Source organism: Bacillus sp. MYb78 (genome assembly GCF_002975115.1).
Classification (GTDB): Bacteria; Bacillota; Bacilli; order Bacillales; family Bacillaceae_G; genus Bacillus_A; species Bacillus_A cereus.
In genome coordinates this window covers 66,327-84,079 of sequence record NZ_PCOB01000014.1, presented here as the reverse complement: position 1 = coordinate 84,079, position 17,753 = coordinate 66,327, and the positions used below count along the sequence as shown (strand labels likewise).

The window sequence follows — 17,753 nt, the reverse complement described above, 5'->3', positions numbered from 1 at the left end:
CTATTTAAAAAGGCGAGTTCTTGCTCGCCTTTTCATTTTTTATAATTTGTAATCACCAATTGCTTGTACTGGATTTTGAAGAATCATGTTGATTAATCTATAAATGTGATTTAATATTTCCTGTATTTTCTCTGCTTCATATACGGTTTGATCAAATCCAAACTTTATTGTAAGTTTTTCTTCAGGGAAGCACATAATTCCATACTTTACATGTGGCTCATCAACGACTTCGTAATCCGTGATAGCAAAATGTCTGTTTTCATTTGAAGAAAAGATTGCTGGATTAGTTGGATAGTTTTCAAAAACCCAAAGATGGTCAGTCAACTCAGTTTTTAATTCACTTTGCTTTTGTATATCAACAAATGAATAGTATGCATACTCATTACATTTCAATGTCTCTAGTTGTACCTTTTGCAGGAAGTCCACAAAAGATTGCGTTTCTGTCCATGTTAATCGGATAGGCAAAATATTTGTGAACAGACCGAACATATTTTCAATTCCTTCTACTTCGGGAGGTCTGACTGATACTAGATTAGGCAATACTACTTCTCTCGTTCCGTTAAATTTGCCAAGCAATATTCCCCATACAGCTAGTAATGCCGTATTCATAGTTATATTATTTTTAGTTACAAATGTCTGTAACTGATCAGTCAAATCCTTGTCTAATGTTAAATCCGTAAAAGTGAAGTTTAACACTTCACTTTTAGATGGGACTTTCTTTTTAGGAATACTAATTTTCTGATTGTATCCTGATAAATAATCTCGCCAAAAATGACGTGCTTTCTCATGATCTTGTGCCAAAGTCCAATCTATAAATGTTTCAAAAGGTTTTACCATAAGTAACTCCGCCGTAGTTCCCGCATTTGTAGTTTCGTAGAGCTGGAATAATTCGTCTATCAAAATGCTGACGCTCCAACCATCACATGATAGATGATGGGAACTCCAAATTACCTTATACTCGTTATTACCTAGTTGGAATATACAGAGACGGGTCATAAGTTCACTATTTTTAAATCCTTGACTTAAATTTTCATTCATCCACTGATCTAGGAATTCTTGCTGTTCTTGTTTCGTCATCTCAATCAAGTTTTTTATTTCTGAATTTATTTGAACATTATATAGAACAGCTTGCCAAGGTTTTGCTTGTTCATCTTGCACAATTATTGTTCTTAAAGAATCATGACGATCAACTAATTGTTGGAAACACTGAATAAAGAGTTTAATATCCAGCTTCCCCTCAAGTGCCCAAATTGTTTGTTCAAAATATGCATTTGTATCAGGTTCATTCGTAGCATGCTCATAAATAACTTTCTGGAAAGGTGCTAACGGGTAAATACGTTCTATTTTTATATCCGGCATTTTTTCTTGTATTTTGGTAAGTGTATGTTGATTAAGTTGTTTATCTTTAACATTTAGTAATGTAGCTTTATTATCGTTCATTATATTTACATCATTTGTTTGTGAACTTGAAAACTGGTCTAGCTTTTTAACAAATTGAACCATGTCTCTTAATATAGGAAATGAAAATAGATTTTTTGGTTCAAGCTCGAATCCTTGTCGATACAGTCTAACGGACACTTGAATCGCTTTTATCGAATCTCCACCTAAGGCGAAGAAATGATCATTTACTCCAACTTGATCTATTTTGAGTACTTCTTGCCAAATACTAGTTAATATTTTTTCCATTTCAGTTTTTGGAGCAATAAATACTTCATTTTTTTGTTTCTGCGGAGTAGGGAGCGCTTTTCTATCTAATTTCCCGTTTGGAGTCAGGGGTAATTGGTCCAAATAAACAAAATAAGAAGGAATCATATAATCTGGCAAGTGATCTCGCAAATGCTTTCGTAGTTCTGTTGTACTAATATTTTGCTCAGTTACTACATATGCAACTAAAAATTTTATTCCGTTCTCATCTGTTTGATCAATTACGAGAGCATGTTCGACTTGTTTATAAGTTAGAAGACAATGAGAGATTTCTTCTAACTCTACTCGATATCCTTGAATTTTCACTTGGTAATCTTGGCGGCCTAAAAATTCAATATATCCCTCAGAATGCATTTTTCCACAATCTCCTGTTTTGTATATAAGACCAAAATCAGGATGTGACACAAACGCTTCATTTGTTTTCTTTTCATCATTTAAATATCCTTTAGCAAGGCCCACTCCCCCGATATATAAATCTCCAATTACACCAACAGGGCACATTTTCTTTTCATAGTTCAACACATAATACGTTTGGTTTGCCAAGGGCATCCCGTATGGAATACTATTCCAATGTGATTCCACCTGTTTGACCGGATAATAAATTGACCAAATCGATGCTTCTGTTGCCCCTCCTAGTGAAATTACTTCTGCAATCGGAAAATGTCGTTTTATTTTTTCTGGTAAAGAAAGCGGAATCCAATCTCCACTATGTAAAACTAAACGTAAAGAAGAATGTTCAAAATGAGAACCTACTTGATCCAATGCCAAATCCATGATTGCAGGCACTGTATTCCAAATTGTAATCCCTCTACGTTCGACAGTGCGGATTAATTCTTGCATGTCTCTCGGATCACGAATCATTACTAACATTGCACCTGTGCTTAAAGCTCCGAAAATATCGTATACAGATAGGTCAAAACACATGGAAGAGATACCAATAATACGATCATCTTCATTTACCTCATATTTTTGATTTATGTCTTGAATAGTATTTGTAACCGCTTGGTGAGTAATAATTACTCCTTTTGGTTTTCCTGTACTTCCTGAAGTGTATATAATATAGGCAATATCTTCTGGACCAGCAATAGCGGGCATATCTTTTGTTGTATAAAATGACAAATGATTTTCTTCATAAAGACTAGGTTCTAATAAAAGCTTGCATGAACTATTTTTTAAAATATATGTTTGGCGATCTAAAGGATGATCGGGATCAATCGGAACATAAGCAGCACCTGCTTTTAAAATACCTAACATATTAACAATTGTGTCAACTCGCCTTTTTGCTAAAAGACCCACTTTGTCACCTAGACCAATGCCTTGCTCTTTTAAGAAGTGGGCAATTTGATTGGAGCGTTTATGAAGTTCCGTGTATGTTAACCATTCTTGTTCAAATACTACTGCTACTTCATCCGGTGTACGTTTTACTTGGTCTGTAAATAATTGATACAGAGTAGTTGAAGGTATTTTTTCTGTTGTTTCATTGTATTGCTTAATTAAAGTTTGATCCGATTCTTTCATCTGCAAAGATGTTATATCGCTTTGTTTCACCAATTGTTCCAATAAGTCAACAAATTGGGAAAACATTGCTTCTATTACATCAACATCAAACAACTCTTCAACATAGTTCCAGCTAATTAGTAACTCTCCATTTTTTTCAATTACTACATTATCCAAATACACTTGTGGAGTCCGAGCATGAATATAGCGAAGAGAACCAAGTTGTTCCCAAGAGAAAGCACCTGCACCTGCTAACATCGAGGTGAAAACGATTGGCATAACTGCTTTTGGCGTCATTTGATGATATCGAGTAAAATCTCGAATAAAGTTAACTCCATCGTAATGACGATGTTCAAGGCCATCTAATAAAGTAGATTGCGTTTCTTTTACTCTAGTAAAGAAAGTTTGCTCTGGTTTTACATCAACATCCAACAAAATAAGCGATGTGAAATCTCCTACAATCTGTTCTACTTCATCATGAACAGGATAACGGTTAAATACAGTCAAATTAATTGCTAATCGACATTGATTACTCCAATATGCCAACACATCACCATATATTGTACAAAGTAGAGCGGAAGGAGTTACCTCTTTCTCTTGTGCTATCTTTCGTAGCTTTGTCCATTTTTCATTGTCCAGGATCTTAGTAAGTGATTGGAATTTAGGAGTAGCAATCTCTGCTGGATCCTTTTTTAACAACAAAGAAGGTGCAAATGGAAAGTCAGGAAGCTTACTTGTCCAATAATCTTTTGCTGTTTTATATTCTTCGCTTTGTTCCATTTCATCATAGATAAACATATAATCTTGAAAATCAAAAGATAAAGATTCTAATTTTTGATTTGGTTTATAATAATAATGCAACAAATCCTGTCCAACAATGTTCATGCTTGCTCCGTCCATTAATAAAGCATCGTATCGAAAACATAATAAATATGTGTCTTCTTTTAAAAGAAAAGCTTTCAATTCAAACAAAGGCCATTGCCCCAAAGGGAATACATGGTTAGTCATTCGAGAACGCTCTTCTTGTATGCAAGCATTTTGATTCCTATCATCTAAATCTATGAGACTCACTATTTCAATCTCGTAATCAGGAACGCTTTGTAATATTTGCTGTTTTCCCTCTGGTAAAATTACAGCTCGCAACATTGGATGACGATGGATTACCTTTTGAAAACTTTTTGAAAGACGATTGATATCCAATGCTGTTTCATATTCAAAATATGTTTGAGGTGAAATACCACTTAATTCAAACTGTGAATTCCTTCCTAACATATACGCTGTTTGAACTTCTGTTAAGGAAAATGGATTAGACAAATCTTTAACATGAGTTGGTCTACTTTCAAAGTTTTCCTCTTTATGCTCTAACTTTACACAAGAACTCAGTTGAGCGATTGTAGGGTGCTTAAAAAAATCTGTTGTACTTATTTTTAAGCAGTCTTTTCTTAATAAATTAATTACCTGAAGTGCTTTAATGGATTCTCCTTTTAATGCAAAAAAATTATCATGAATACCGATTCCCTCAATCTCCATAACTTTTTCCCACGCACGCACTAATTTTTGTTCAATTTCATTGCGCGGGGCAACGTATGGAATTGATATATAATCCGTTTGTGTTATATCCAATAACCTTTTTCTATCCACTTTTCCATTTGGATTCAATGGAATCTCTTCTACCTGAATCATTTTTTCAGGAATCATAAACTCAGGTAATTTATCACTTAAATATTTTCTGATTTCACCAAAAGTCACCTTGTTATCCGATACATAGTAGGCAGCTAATAATTTCCTATTTCCATACACTTGATCAACAACGATAGCCTGGTTTATTTCTGGATATTCCCTTAATTGAGTTTCGATTTCTCTTAATTCAATCCGATACCCCCGAATTTTCACTTGATGATCCATTCGACCTAAATACTCAAGTTCTCCATTAGGCAACCAACGAACGAGATCACCTGTATGATACATCATTTCCCCTGCAATAAAAGGACTCGGTACAAATTTTTCATCTGTCAGTTTACTTTTACCAAGATACCCTCGTGCTACCGCTACTCCAGCAATGCATAGTTCACCGGGAATTCCAAATGCTTTTAATTGGCCATACTTATTCAATATATAGGAATGATAATTCGGATTTGGTTTGCCGATCGTAACTTCTTTGGAAGTGCTCAAGTCTTTTACTGTTGCGCAAATGGTTGTTTCTGTGGGACCATAAATATTTAAAATTGTTGCTTCACTGATACAACGAATTTTTTCAACCAAATCAATGGAAAATGCTTCTCCTGCTAATAAAATAGATTTTAAATCTTTTAGAAAATTTGCCCCTTCTGGATCACTCAAAATCACTTCCATTCGCGATGGCGTTGATTCCCATAAATCCACCTTATGTTTTTTGACCAAATGAGCCAATTCTTTTGTTGCAAACTGGTCCTCTGTAGCAATTACTACTTTTGAACCTTGCGTTAAAGGAAGACATATTTCTAACAAGGAAATATCAAAAGATACACTAGCAAGAAACAAGAATGATTGATTAGCCTTTACTTTTTCTCTCATTACATTTAAAAAATGAACTAGCGATTTTTGTTCTATCATTACCCCTTTTGGATTTCCTGTCGATCCTGATGTGTAAATAACATAAGCCAAATCATTAGGATTATGTTCTCGTACTAAATTACTTTCTTCACCTTGAAAAAGATATTCTTTATCAAGATACAGTACTTCACCCGCAAATTGTGGCAATACTTCCTCTGTTCGCTTACTAAGTAAATATTTTGCTTGACTATCTTGTAACATATATTCAATTCGTTCAGTTGGGTAGTTAGGGTCTATTGGTAAATAGGCTGCTCCTGCTTTTAAAATCCCCATCATACCAATAATCATTTCTAATGACCGATCTACCATAACGCCAATAATACTTTCTTTTGAAACACCTTTACTTTGAAGGATAGAAGCCAATTGATTCGCTTTCTTATTCAATTCTCTATATGTCAAAGATTGATCATTACAAACAACAGCAATTTGATCTGGAGTTTTTAATACTTGCGCTTCAAACAAATCTTGAAATGATTGAAACAAGTCTATGCCTGTTTGAAAAGTATTCAATCCTTCTAACAACTCTTTTTCTTCTTCTGCAATAATACAAATATCTTTCAATGCCAAATTCGGGTTTTGTGAAACTTGCTTTAAAACATAACAATACGAATTGGCAAACTGTTGCAAAGAAGAGAATGAACGGGACTTGCAAGAAATTTGAAATTCAAATTCATTATGTATTTCATTCCATTTTCTTCGTATCCATAGGACTAAATTATTCTCTGCGTATTCTTCTAGTGAATTTTCATTATGTAATCCTTCCATCCCGATTACAATTTGAAAAGGAGTTAAATTGTGTTTAACTAATAATTCAGAGAGCGGATACTCCTGATTTTCATACCCGAATAAAGTCGTTTGTTCAATCTCATTTACTAATTGTTTAAAGGGGTGATGCGGATGGATTTCACTTCCTAAAGGAATCAACTTATTAAGATTCTCACTTTGTTCAAGATTCTTTTCAATTATAGGAATACCAATAGTAATTCTTTCTTGATCTGTATAATGTGCCAAACAAACCCTTAAAGCGGCTTGAAACCAGCTAAATAATAATAAATCTTGAGACTTACTTATTTTTTGTATACTTTTACTAAACTCTACATTCACTATGACTTGAACGTACTCACAAGGTGTTTCTTTATTTAGTTGGTAATCGCTATCAAATACAGAAAAATCGAGAACCTCGGAAGATAATTGCTCCTTCCAAAACGCTTCTACTTCTTTATTTTCATGAATCGAACTTCGATCTTTAATGTGCATTTTTATCTTTATCCCCCTAATATTCATTTTTTCTACTCGTTAATTTTCAAGCCAACTTCAAGCCCATGGAGAAACACTTGATGGTTATCCAAACATAAAAATTTCTGAATCTCTTCAAATTTCATATGGCCAACTGAACAAACCCCTAAATTTAATGTCTCAGCAACCATATTTAAGGTAGCAGTGATAATGCCTGACTCGATACAAGCAAATAAATATCCATCTGAACCGTATTTCGGGATAGAAGCGTTCGCATTATAAATCAAATACACTGAGAATGCAGATTGAGTAAATAAATCCTGATTAATTAACTCATGATCACTTTTGATCACTTGATCAATGTTGTTTACAATCACAAGACTATTTTTTGATGGGTTATAATAATAAAATCCAGCTTTCATACCCTCTATACGTTTTGGTTTTATATAAACAAAGATATCAATGGGATAGAGCCCGCCTGCACTTGCGTAATGATAGTATATTTTTTCTTCCCTAACCTGTTTTAGAGTTGATAAGAATTGGGAAAATTCCGAAAAACTAATGTGTTTTTCCATTTCAAATTGACGACAAGACCTACGTTCCTTGATTATAGTGGGTAGCTCATCTGTTGTTTCAAGTTGAATTTCGGTTGACCGTGCAGCAACGTACGTGCGATTTAATTGTTCACTCATATACTTATCTAACTCTTCTTTAGAAAAGCGAATCTGGTTGCTATATGGATTTGGAAAAATCTTTTCTTGTGAAGAAAATACTTCTCTTGGGTGTAATATGTTACTTACTAACACACGATTTTTTATCATGAGCTCTATGTTTTTTTGTGTCTCTTCTACATTTCCTAACGAAAAGCGCTCTACTAGTTCACTAATTTTCACACCTTTTTGAGCCATAAAATAAAAATCAGGAAACCACTCAGACAGAATACCTGTAAACCTCATTTCCCCTATCAAAACTTCATTATGCAACTTCTCCCAATGCTTAATCGGAGACCAGTAATAAATTTTCTCGCTCATATAACCCTCCATAAACGTTTAACTTATTTTTGAAATGCAATTTTCTAATTTACAAAATTTTTTTAGATTCTGCTCCTTGTCTCATAGTGATTATAAATACATGTACTTTAACGAAACTTGAAAATAATGAAATAACTTTTTCTTCATTAAAATTTTTTATTTAATCATAAAAAATGATTTTTTTTTGGATATTTCACATCCTTTCCCACAGTAATCCTATAAGGTATAAACCATTTATAACATTGAGAATATTCATGTATTTCCAATGTGAAATTATTGTAATAGATTGAAGAGCGGTTGAATATAGTTATTAAATCAAATAATGTTGAGAAAGTTTTATTTATTATATTGATAAAATTTTATGATGTAATTTATTACAAATAGATTAAGAAAAGAGTTTTAAATTTTTCTTAATTAGTTAGTGTGAAAATATCACATACAATTGAGTTACTTACATTTCATATTCAAAATAGAGAAAAGACACCTTGAATGGTGTCTTTTCTCTATTTTAATTCCATATACTTTTTTACGCCTTTGTTATTTTTAAACGATTTGTAGGAATTAATACAACTCGAACATCTAGTTTATTATATGTTCAAATATATAATAAAAATTATCTGAATTACGAACGTATTTCATATAATTTTATAAATAAACTCAAAGATATCTTCTCCCCCTACTGTCACAAAAGAAATAATCTATTGCTTATTTCTTTTGTTAAATTGTAATATAATTACAGTATGTGAAATTATATTACATTAACTTTAAAAACGAAGTGAGAATAATCTTCACTTCGCTTTTTTTATTTGCAATCCTTATTAACTTTGCTCAATTCAGTATTTATTTCCACACTCTTCGCTTTTATTTAGTAGGTTTTTCTGATTTTAAAACAATGGAACTTAATGCAGGAACTTTAATTTTATTGTCATGGACAACATAAAGTGGTTTACTTCCCGCCTGCTTCCCGTCTACTAGTACTTTCCAAGGCCCATTCGATGGAAGTGTTATTTCAACCGCTTCTCTATTTGCATTGTGAGCCACCGTAAAGTATTCATTTTTATTCCCCTCTATTGTATAAGCTACCGTATTTTTCGGGGCACCTAAAAATGAAACTTGTGTTTTTATTTGCTCTGCAGATGTCATTCGAAAAGCTGAGTACTTTTTGCGTAATTCTATTAAGCCCTTCATATAATCTACTTCATTATTAAACGTTGCACGGCGCAGCCAATCCATCTGGTTAATTGAATCTGGAGATTTGTAACTATTATGATCACCATATTTCGTCCGCATAAACTCTTGCCCTGCATGTAAAAATGGAATTCCTTGTGATGTTAATAAAATCGAAGAAGACAATTTGTGCATTTGTTTTCGCACTTCATCGTTGTCACCTGGATTAGTTAACTCAAGTTTATCCCATAATGTATGATTGTCATGTGCTTCCACATAAGTTAGCACCTGTTCTGGATCTTGATAGGTAGACGAATTTGTATCGTAGTCAATACCTGCCGTAATCCCTTTTTTAATACGATCTTCCATGTTTTCCTTTCCATTTATAAAACCATTTTCCTTCTCTTCAAATACACTACCTTTCAATCCATCACGTATATTATCATTAAAATGAGCAATCCCTTTCATTTTCTCTGCATTTTTTTGATTTGCTTTCAGCTCAGCTGCAAGAGGTGTATTTAAATCCCATCCTTCTCCGTGTAGTATAATAGAAGGGTCAATTTGATTAACAGCTTTACGTATTTCATTCATCGTTTCATAATCATGAATACCCATTAAATCAAAACGGAATCCATCTAAATTGTATTCTTTTGCCCAATATGTGACGGAATCTATCATAAATTTCCTCATCATTTTTCTTTCTGAAGCAGTATCATTTCCTACTCCAGTTCCATTTGCAAATGTTCCATCTTCATTGTAACGATAATAATAACCTGGAACTAACTTATGGAAATTAGATTCAGCAGCGTTATACATATGGTTATATACTACATCCATCACTACTCGAAGATTATTATCATGTAGTGTTTGAACCATTTGCTTCAATTCAGTTATTCGCACAGTCGGCTCATAAGGATTTGTAGAATAGGAGCCTTCAGGAACGTTGAAATTTTTAGGGTCATATCCCCAGTTATATTGCGGTTCATTTAAAGTCTCTTCATTTACTGAAGCATAATCAAATATCGGTAAAAACTGAACGTGAGTAACACCGAGATCCTTTATATGATCAAGTCCTGTTTTTACACCTTCTGGCCCTTTTGTTCCTTTTTCTGTTACACCTAAATACTTCCCTTTCTGTTTAATACCACTTTCAGGTTGGATGGAAAGATCGCGTATATGTAACTCATAAATAATAGCATCTTCCGGATTTTTAAATTTTGGCTTTTTGTTTGCTTTCCATTTTTTCGGATTTGTTTCTTCTAAATTAACGACTGCACCTTTATCCCCATTTACAGAAGCAGCACGCACATATGGATCAACTGCTTCAGTCCACTTATCACCAATTTTGACCTTATACGTATAAAAGAGCCCTTTTTGGTTCCCCTTTAGTTCTGCAGTCCAAGTTCCTTTTACACTTTGCTGCATGTTTATTTCAGTACCTATTTTATCGTTCCATTTTTTATATGTAACTAACTTCGCTTCACTTGCAGTAGGAGCCCATACACGGAACTTTGTATGTTGCGCGGTATATGTATTCCCTAAATCGTTACCACTATAATAAAATAAATTATCAAATTCCTCGCTACGAATGACTTTACCAATTTCAGTATTCGTATCAGCTAAGTTTTCTATTTTAAGTTTGTATGTTTGTTTTAAATCAATTTTCTGTTCCGTAATTATTTTAACCTTATTAGTAATATCTCCACTGTTTATATCATACGGACTAATATCCTTAATTTTAATGCCTTCAATTTCAATTTTCTTTTCCCTAATATTAAATGGGACATTAGTCGTTACAGTAATTTCATGGAAACTATCAATAGTTGCTTTTTGAATTGAGAGATCCGATGAAGGCTTAGAGTTATATACTTTTTCATCACCCGAAAGAATCCATACTTCAGCACGACCGTCCTTTATATTTTCAATCCAACGATCTCCACCATCTTTTTCCCATTCATTTGTTCGAACTATAAATCCTACACGATTATAGTCACCGTCTATTTTTATCTTAGCGTATTTTCCAAATTCATCTTCACCAGTAAATTCGTAAGATGTACCATTTGCATTTTCACCCCATAACCAAAGATTCCAGTCTTTTGTATTTCCAAGCTTCTCTTTGTAATGAATGATAACTTCAGTTGTTTTCAAATTTGAAACTGCTCTCACACCCTGAAAGGAGAAAACAGATGATAACATAACGATTAAAGTAAGTAATAAAACTGTTTTGTTAATTAATCTTTTTGTAATTTGCACCACATACACCCTTTCTTCAAATATTACTAGCGATTTATTATGTTTACACTGAATAACACTTCTTAAATTAATCTAGAAATCTCTTTTAATTCACCTCCATATTGGCTATTTTCACGTATGTATTTCAATGACCTTTTAATACGAAAACGTTTGCATTAATAGTTAAAAAAATAGATTTGTGTATGCCCTCATATATTTGTAAATGCTAAAAGGTCAGGGAAATCATTTTAAAGCAATCGTTTGTTATCGCTTTCATTTTATAGACTTTCTATCAAGAGGTCAATATATTATTAATTTTCTGTTTTTACACATTTTAAACCTTATTTATTTGTCGCAACTTCTTACAGATAACGCACCTAATTATTGCTTAGTCAGTTTATTTTCAACAATACATAGCTACGTAAAAAAACAGCTAATATCCTTAAAATGATACTAGCTGTTTTTCATAATGTATTAATATATGAATGATGACTATATTTCTAAATTACTTAATTTTTGCTGCATCAAATGCCTTTTGAACTGCTTGAACTTCAGCTGTATTCGCACCATATTTATTAGTTGCCACTCGAATACATGCTGATCTCAATTCTTTGAAATTAGAAGTCATGTTTAACTCATCAGTATTTGCATAATAGAAAATATCAAACATTTTATCTTCACCAATTCCTTTAACAGTTACTCCGTTATGAGTACCGCCTTTTGCAATGAGATACGCAACTTTATTAATAATACTTGAATTAAAATGAACACCGCCTTGATCCCATCCATTAAAATCGTTAAATTCACTGTAATCATCTGGATAAGGTACTCCTAGTGAAGATGGAACAGAAGCTGGGTTTTCCATATCACGGAAAACAGATCCTGTTTGTTCTCCCATTGTCCAGTTAAAGTTTCCATTATTTACGTATTTCTCAATAGATGTTCCCATAATATCAGATAGTGCCTCATTAATCGCACCAGATTCCCCGTAATATTCAAGATTAGATTCGCTAGAAGTAACAGCATGTGTAAATTCATGTCCAGCTACGTCATATGCTTTAACAATAGGATCACCATATACAAGCATACTTCCATTATTAGCACTTAATGCATTCTGCCAATTCTTCGGATCATTCGTCTCTTCAGAATCCCAAGCGTGTACAACTGAAACTACCTTTTGTCCCTTATTATCAAAGCTATTACGCTTGTATTTATCTTTATAAAAATCAAATACTTTTGTTGCTAAGTAATGAGCACTTACCGCTTTTGGATCGTTAAATGTTGCCGAAGTACTAGTCGCTAATGTACCAGGATAATAGCTTTCTTCTTTAGTAATATCTTTGTAATTTACATCATATGTTTCAATTCCTTGCCCTCTTGTATAATCAGCAAGAGCATATTTGCCATTACTTTGTTTAGAGATACCAAATGAACGAGAAATACCTAAATCATCTTTTCCTGTTCCGGTTAATGATGTAAGACTGCTTTGTTTACTTTTCTTTAAAGCTCCAACTAGTTTGTCACTGGCCTTTAAGTTAGATTCTTGTACCATATTTTTTAACATATCACCATTTTGTGCATTTACTAAATAAGTACCAGAAACATAGTTTGGTGTTGCAGCTTCAAAGGTAACTTGGTATGCATTTTTAGCTTGTCCATTATTTTCATCAACAAAAATAACCTCTTTAACTTCTGGCTCAGTAATAAACTTGATATCGTTCCCGTACTTCGTATAAATAAATTGTTTTGCTTCATCTTTTGATAGATTAATAGGTTTTTTCAATTCTTCTTGTTTTAAATTTTGAGCGCTATTACCTGAAACACTTTTAATAACACCATTATTATCTACATGTGCAGTTAATTGATGGCCATATACTTCTTTTCCTTCGTATGTTTGCTGCATACGTACAAGTGTAGTTCCATCATACGAACCACGTTTTTGAAGGACTTTATAATCTACTCCTGCTTCTCCATTGACTTGTTTTTGGGACAGAGCTTGCTCTGTTTTCTCCTTAAGTGCATCCTTTACTACATTTTCTGGTGCCTTTTGTGACGGTTGTGTAAGTTCACCCGAACGGAACGATTCCTCCTGAATTTGAACTTGTAACTGATCTGTTTCCTCTGCATGACCTACCCCATATGGTGCCACAGCTGTTAAAGCTAATCCTGTTGTTAATGCTACCTTAGTTAATGTCTTTGTGTTTTTCATTATTTCACCTCGTATAATTTTTGAAATAGAAAGCTTGCACAAAGTATACTGTCTATTTCTGTCGGAAAAAAGAGAAAATACAAAATTTATGTAACATTATGCAAAATTACATAAATTTTGGTCAATATTATAAATAATGAACGGAACACATATGAACATTAATTTGAATAAAAAAGAGTCCTTTTAGGAGCTCATCCAATTGGTTAATTATTAATTATCTATATTCATTCTAATAAAAGTACACTTACATCTAAATAACAACATAAAAACCCACTCTTTACTATTGTAAGAGTGGGTTTAATGCTATTAAAATAACAATTACTATAAGAAACCTTATAATTTATATTTTTTTAGTAATCCTACTAAGTTTTTTGTAAAATTCACCTTTTGTTTTTATGTGCTTAAACTGATTTGGATTAATATTTGCTTTTTGTGAGAGTGCTACAATCTCTTCTTTTGTAATTGAATCTTTCGTATTTATAGATGCTATATTTGTGTATTTTCCGTCTTCTGTTTTTGGAATTTCTAAAATCCCTTTATTCACAAGATCAACTACAGCCTTATGCTCTGAAGAATGTAAATCTACACCAGTAATTTTCCAATTATGCATAACTTTTGGTGTGTATACACCGTTCTTTACCTCTTTTAAATATGTAATAGCAAGGTTACGAATGGTTCCACCTGTTTCTCCGAATGCATTCTCTTGTTTAGATGACCAAATTTGTTCAAACTTACGCCCCTCTAAAGCTCCCCCTTTTGCCTGAAGAGCCTCCATTCTATATGCATTCATTCCCAGCGTCATAACATCGCTCATTTTGATTGGTTTGTTTGTACGAATAGAGCGTAAATTTGTAATTCTGCTTCCGTATGGTTTTGTTAAGTCAATTTCGTATTTTACGCCTCCAAAGAAATCGTTCGTACTGTATTTAGATGCACGGCGGGTTTTATCAAAGCTAACGGTTACATCTCCAGCACGAGATGAGTTAAAATATCCCGCTGCCCATTCCATATAGTCTTTTAAATCTTTTCCAGAAATCTTATATACTGTAATTTCTCCCAAGGCATATTGGTAATTGTACGCAATATCTTTTTTCTTAATAGGACCTGTATCCAAACGGGCATAATCATTATCAATTTGATGGGCTACTACATCTGCTTTACTGTAGTAGAGCATGACTTCATGAAAGAAATCTGATAAAGGTGTTTCTTGAATCTGAACACTTGGAATACCCTTTATTTCATTTTCAGGAACAAGATTTCTACCCTTTAATTGAGCGACTACAACATTTGCATCTCCTCTCGCATATTCGTGAAAAGGTGTTAGTGTTTCTTCAAGTGTAGGATCAGATAATATCGTTGTTCCATCAGCATTTTTTACAGGTATAGCGGTAGCAGTTTTATCTTTTAAAACCAACTTCCCATCTTGCTTTGTAAAAGTAAGGTCAATACGTGAAATATGTGTTCCATATTTATCTGGCTCTGTAATAATTACGCCATTTACAACTTCTTTTTTTACAAGTTTATGCATGTGAGCCGCAAAAATAGCGCTTAGTTCCGGACAAGCATTTGCAATATCTTGAACACCAGTACCAGGGATACCATTCTCATTTTCTAGTCCCATATGCATAACTCCTACCATTACATCTACTTTACCTTCTAATTCTTTAATTGCCTTTTTTGTCTCTTCTACTGGATTTTTCACCACTAAACCCTCTAAATGATCGGTTCCTTTTTCAAAGTCACTAATCATTGGGGTATTCATACCAATAATCCCGACTTTAATTCCACCTTTTTCTACAATTGTATATGCAGGAAGAAAGCGCTCTCCATTTTCCTTATAAATATTACCTGCTAACGTTTTTCCCTTATATTGCTCACTAACTTTTTTCAATGTATCTAATCCAAAGTTGAATTCATGATTTCCAAATGCCCAGGCGTCATATCCCATTGTATTCATCGCTACCATCATTGGCGATTGTGGCTTATCGTTGAATAATTCTACTGAGTTTCCTTGAATTGTATCCCCGGCATCTACTAATATGGTATTTGGATTTTCTTGACGGACCTTCTTTATAACCGTATAAAGCTGCGTCAAACTTCCACTCATGTTTGCTCCATCAAGCGCATAATCCCAAGGCATAAATCTACCATGAATATCTGCAGTACCTAACAATGTAATATTAACTTCAGATTCCTCAGCCTTAGAGATAGATGGTTTGACTATTACTGCCATTCCAAGCAGTAATAGAATTACAAAGTAACATACATAGTTCTTCCATTTCATTTTTTGCATAATAATAATATTTCTCCCCTTTTTGTACTTTCATAAAGTTGCTTGAACTTTAAAAATGTAACTTATTATTCAGGAAACTTCAACTACAAAAGATAATTTTGAAGGTGGTTCTGTTGCAAAAATAAAGAGAATAAATTGCATACATCCCCTAACAGAATTGTATTTTATCGTTTTCTGACAGAATACTCCTTCCTTAAGCGTGTGAAGTGTACTTTCAAAATAAGAACATATCATTTATCATTATTTCAATTTATTAAAACGTGCATATACAATATGTTATGATGATTAATTTTTTGAATTTCGTTGCTGATTTATTTCCTTCTAAATAAAAACACTTTCAAAAAAATAACCCCGCTCTTCATTTAAGACGGGGTTACACTTATACAGAAAATCGGATAGTTTCATATTTTCTTAAGCTTATTGGTCACTTTCAACAAATTTCATTCTATTTTTGTTTTCTTCTGAATCAATATGAATCAACCGTTTTCCTTGTTTATAATACGTATCAATAAATAGGGAATAATTTTTACTTTTCAATTTCACAAAGCAATTTTATCTCTTTGATTTGTAACATATGACGCTGTTCATGCAAATAGATCAGTTCTATCCACTGATCTAGGGGCAATTCTCCAAGAGCTGGATGCATCACTGATTTTTTCGCTAATATAGATTCATCTTCTATTGTACTCAGGAAACGCATCAATTCTTTTCTTGATTCGTTTAGCATATTGAGCATTTGCTGCACTTCAAATGGTTCTATACTTGGTTCAATCATTTCTGGAGCTATAAACTTTTTCGTTCTATCTAATAAAATAGTGTGAATTTCTTTACGCTCATTTTGGGTACTATCTAACTTTTTTAACCCTGAGGAAATAACTGTTATCACTCTCTCATCTAATAAAACTAAATGATGACAAACTTGTGCAATATTCCATTTATCCTTATCTGGTTTCCTATTAAATTGAGCATCACTCAAGAAAGAAATTTCCTCAACTAATTGATTTCTCGTTTCATAAAACTTGTCATTTACAAATGTATCCATGTGGATTCTCCTTTCATTGTAACCTACATACTTAAATTCCTACGCTAGAAATATTATCTTCGAATCCAATTTCATTTTAAAGCCACAAATGAAGTTATTTGTTTTTTTGTATATTTTTAATTGGCATAAATAAATCAACCTTTAACTTTCCTTCTAGATCTTCAGCAACATTATTTAAGCAAAACTCTAAATTATCTCTATCATAATCTGCATCATACTCACTATTTGGTAGCCACTCTGCATACATGTATTGATACGCTTCACTTAATTTATTAGGTTCATCATAGAACTGGTATAGACCATATGTACCTCCATCTAATCTTTTAAATTGCACATCATGATACTTTTCTTTATCGAAGTTTTCAGGAATCGTAACACATGCATCATGCCGGCACTTATGACTTGCAACAAGTTCAGGATTATCTAATGATATTCCGATAAATGATTGCTCTGGTGGATACAGTTTATTTTCAATTGACCAGTTCAGTAACTTCCCCCAGTGATCTTGCGGTTCAAAGTAGCTACCAGTTCGTCTTATATACGCTACTTCTAATGGTGGTAATTTTTTTATAACAACTTTCATTTACATCTTCTCCCCTATAAATACGTACACTGTTTATTTAGCTCTCTTTAATATTTATTCCTTCTTAAACAAAAAGAATTTTCTAATCACATAAAGTGAAACTTTAATCAGCGATGGTTTTGTTCATCCCCACTGATTATTAGTTGAACCAATCGGGCTACCAGTTA

The 17,753-nt window shown here is 33.0% G+C and carries 7 protein-coding genes; all 7 read right to left on the bottom strand.

The features are described 5' to 3' along the window. Window positions 1–39: 39 nt before the first annotated feature. Window positions 40–7,050: a non-ribosomal peptide synthetase gene (locus CQ064_RS22730; RefSeq protein ID WP_000547607.1), complete on the bottom strand. Its 7,011-nt coding sequence runs from the start codon at window positions 7,048–7,050 to the stop codon at window positions 40–42. Between the two features lie 32 nt (window positions 7,051–7,082). Further along, the gene (locus tag CQ064_RS22725; protein ID WP_001290961.1) at window positions 7,083–8,060 is read right to left on the bottom strand and encodes a SagB/ThcOx family dehydrogenase; all 978 of its coding nucleotides are present in this window, start codon (window positions 8,058–8,060) and stop codon (window positions 7,083–7,085) included. An 861-nt stretch (window positions 8,061–8,921) separates the two neighbouring features. Further along, entirely contained in the window at window positions 8,922–11,480 is a 2,559-nt protein-coding gene (pulA, locus tag CQ064_RS22720) for a type I pullulanase (protein WP_001167509.1), read from the bottom strand. A gap of 484 nt (window positions 11,481–11,964) precedes the next feature. Next, window positions 11,965–13,668 (bottom strand): M4 family metallopeptidase, encoded by a 1,704-nt coding sequence (locus tag CQ064_RS22715; protein WP_003270706.1) that lies wholly within the window; start codon window positions 13,666–13,668, stop codon window positions 11,965–11,967. A 340-nt stretch (window positions 13,669–14,008) separates the two neighbouring features. Continuing rightward, window positions 14,009–15,961, bottom strand: coding sequence for a bifunctional metallophosphatase/5'-nucleotidase (locus CQ064_RS22710; RefSeq protein WP_001171073.1), 1,953 nt, complete (start codon window positions 15,959–15,961; stop codon window positions 14,009–14,011). 526 nt (window positions 15,962–16,487) lie between these two features. Continuing rightward, complete coding sequence (locus CQ064_RS22705; RefSeq protein WP_000379373.1) at window positions 16,488–17,003, bottom strand: DinB family protein; 516 nt, start codon at window positions 17,001–17,003, stop codon at window positions 16,488–16,490. Between the two features lie 94 nt (window positions 17,004–17,097). After that, on the bottom strand, window positions 17,098–17,586 hold the full coding sequence (locus CQ064_RS22700) for an AraC family transcriptional regulator (protein ID WP_000869615.1): 489 nt from the start codon (window positions 17,584–17,586) through the stop codon (window positions 17,098–17,100). Window positions 17,587–17,753: the final 167 nt, after the last annotated feature.

Bases quoted from the DNA above. Each gene is read 5' to 3' on its own strand.
- CQ064_RS22730 (WP_000547607.1), bottom strand. From the start codon at position 7,050: ATGCACATTAAAGATCGAAGTTCGATTCATGAAAATAAAGAAGTAGAA.
- CQ064_RS22725 (WP_001290961.1), bottom strand. From the start codon at position 8,060: ATGAGCGAGAAAATTTATTACTGGTCTCCGATTAAGCATTGGGAGAAG.
- CQ064_RS22715 (WP_003270706.1), bottom strand. From the start codon at position 13,668: ATGAAAAACACAAAGACATTAACTAAGGTAGCATTAACAACAGGATTA.
- CQ064_RS22710 (WP_001171073.1), bottom strand. From the start codon at position 15,961: ATGCAAAAAATGAAATGGAAGAACTATGTATGTTACTTTGTAATTCTA.
- CQ064_RS22705 (WP_000379373.1), bottom strand. From the start codon at position 17,003: ATGGATACATTTGTAAATGACAAGTTTTATGAAACGAGAAATCAATTA.
- CQ064_RS22700 (WP_000869615.1), bottom strand. From the start codon at position 17,586: ATGAAAGTTGTTATAAAAAAATTACCACCATTAGAAGTAGCGTATATA.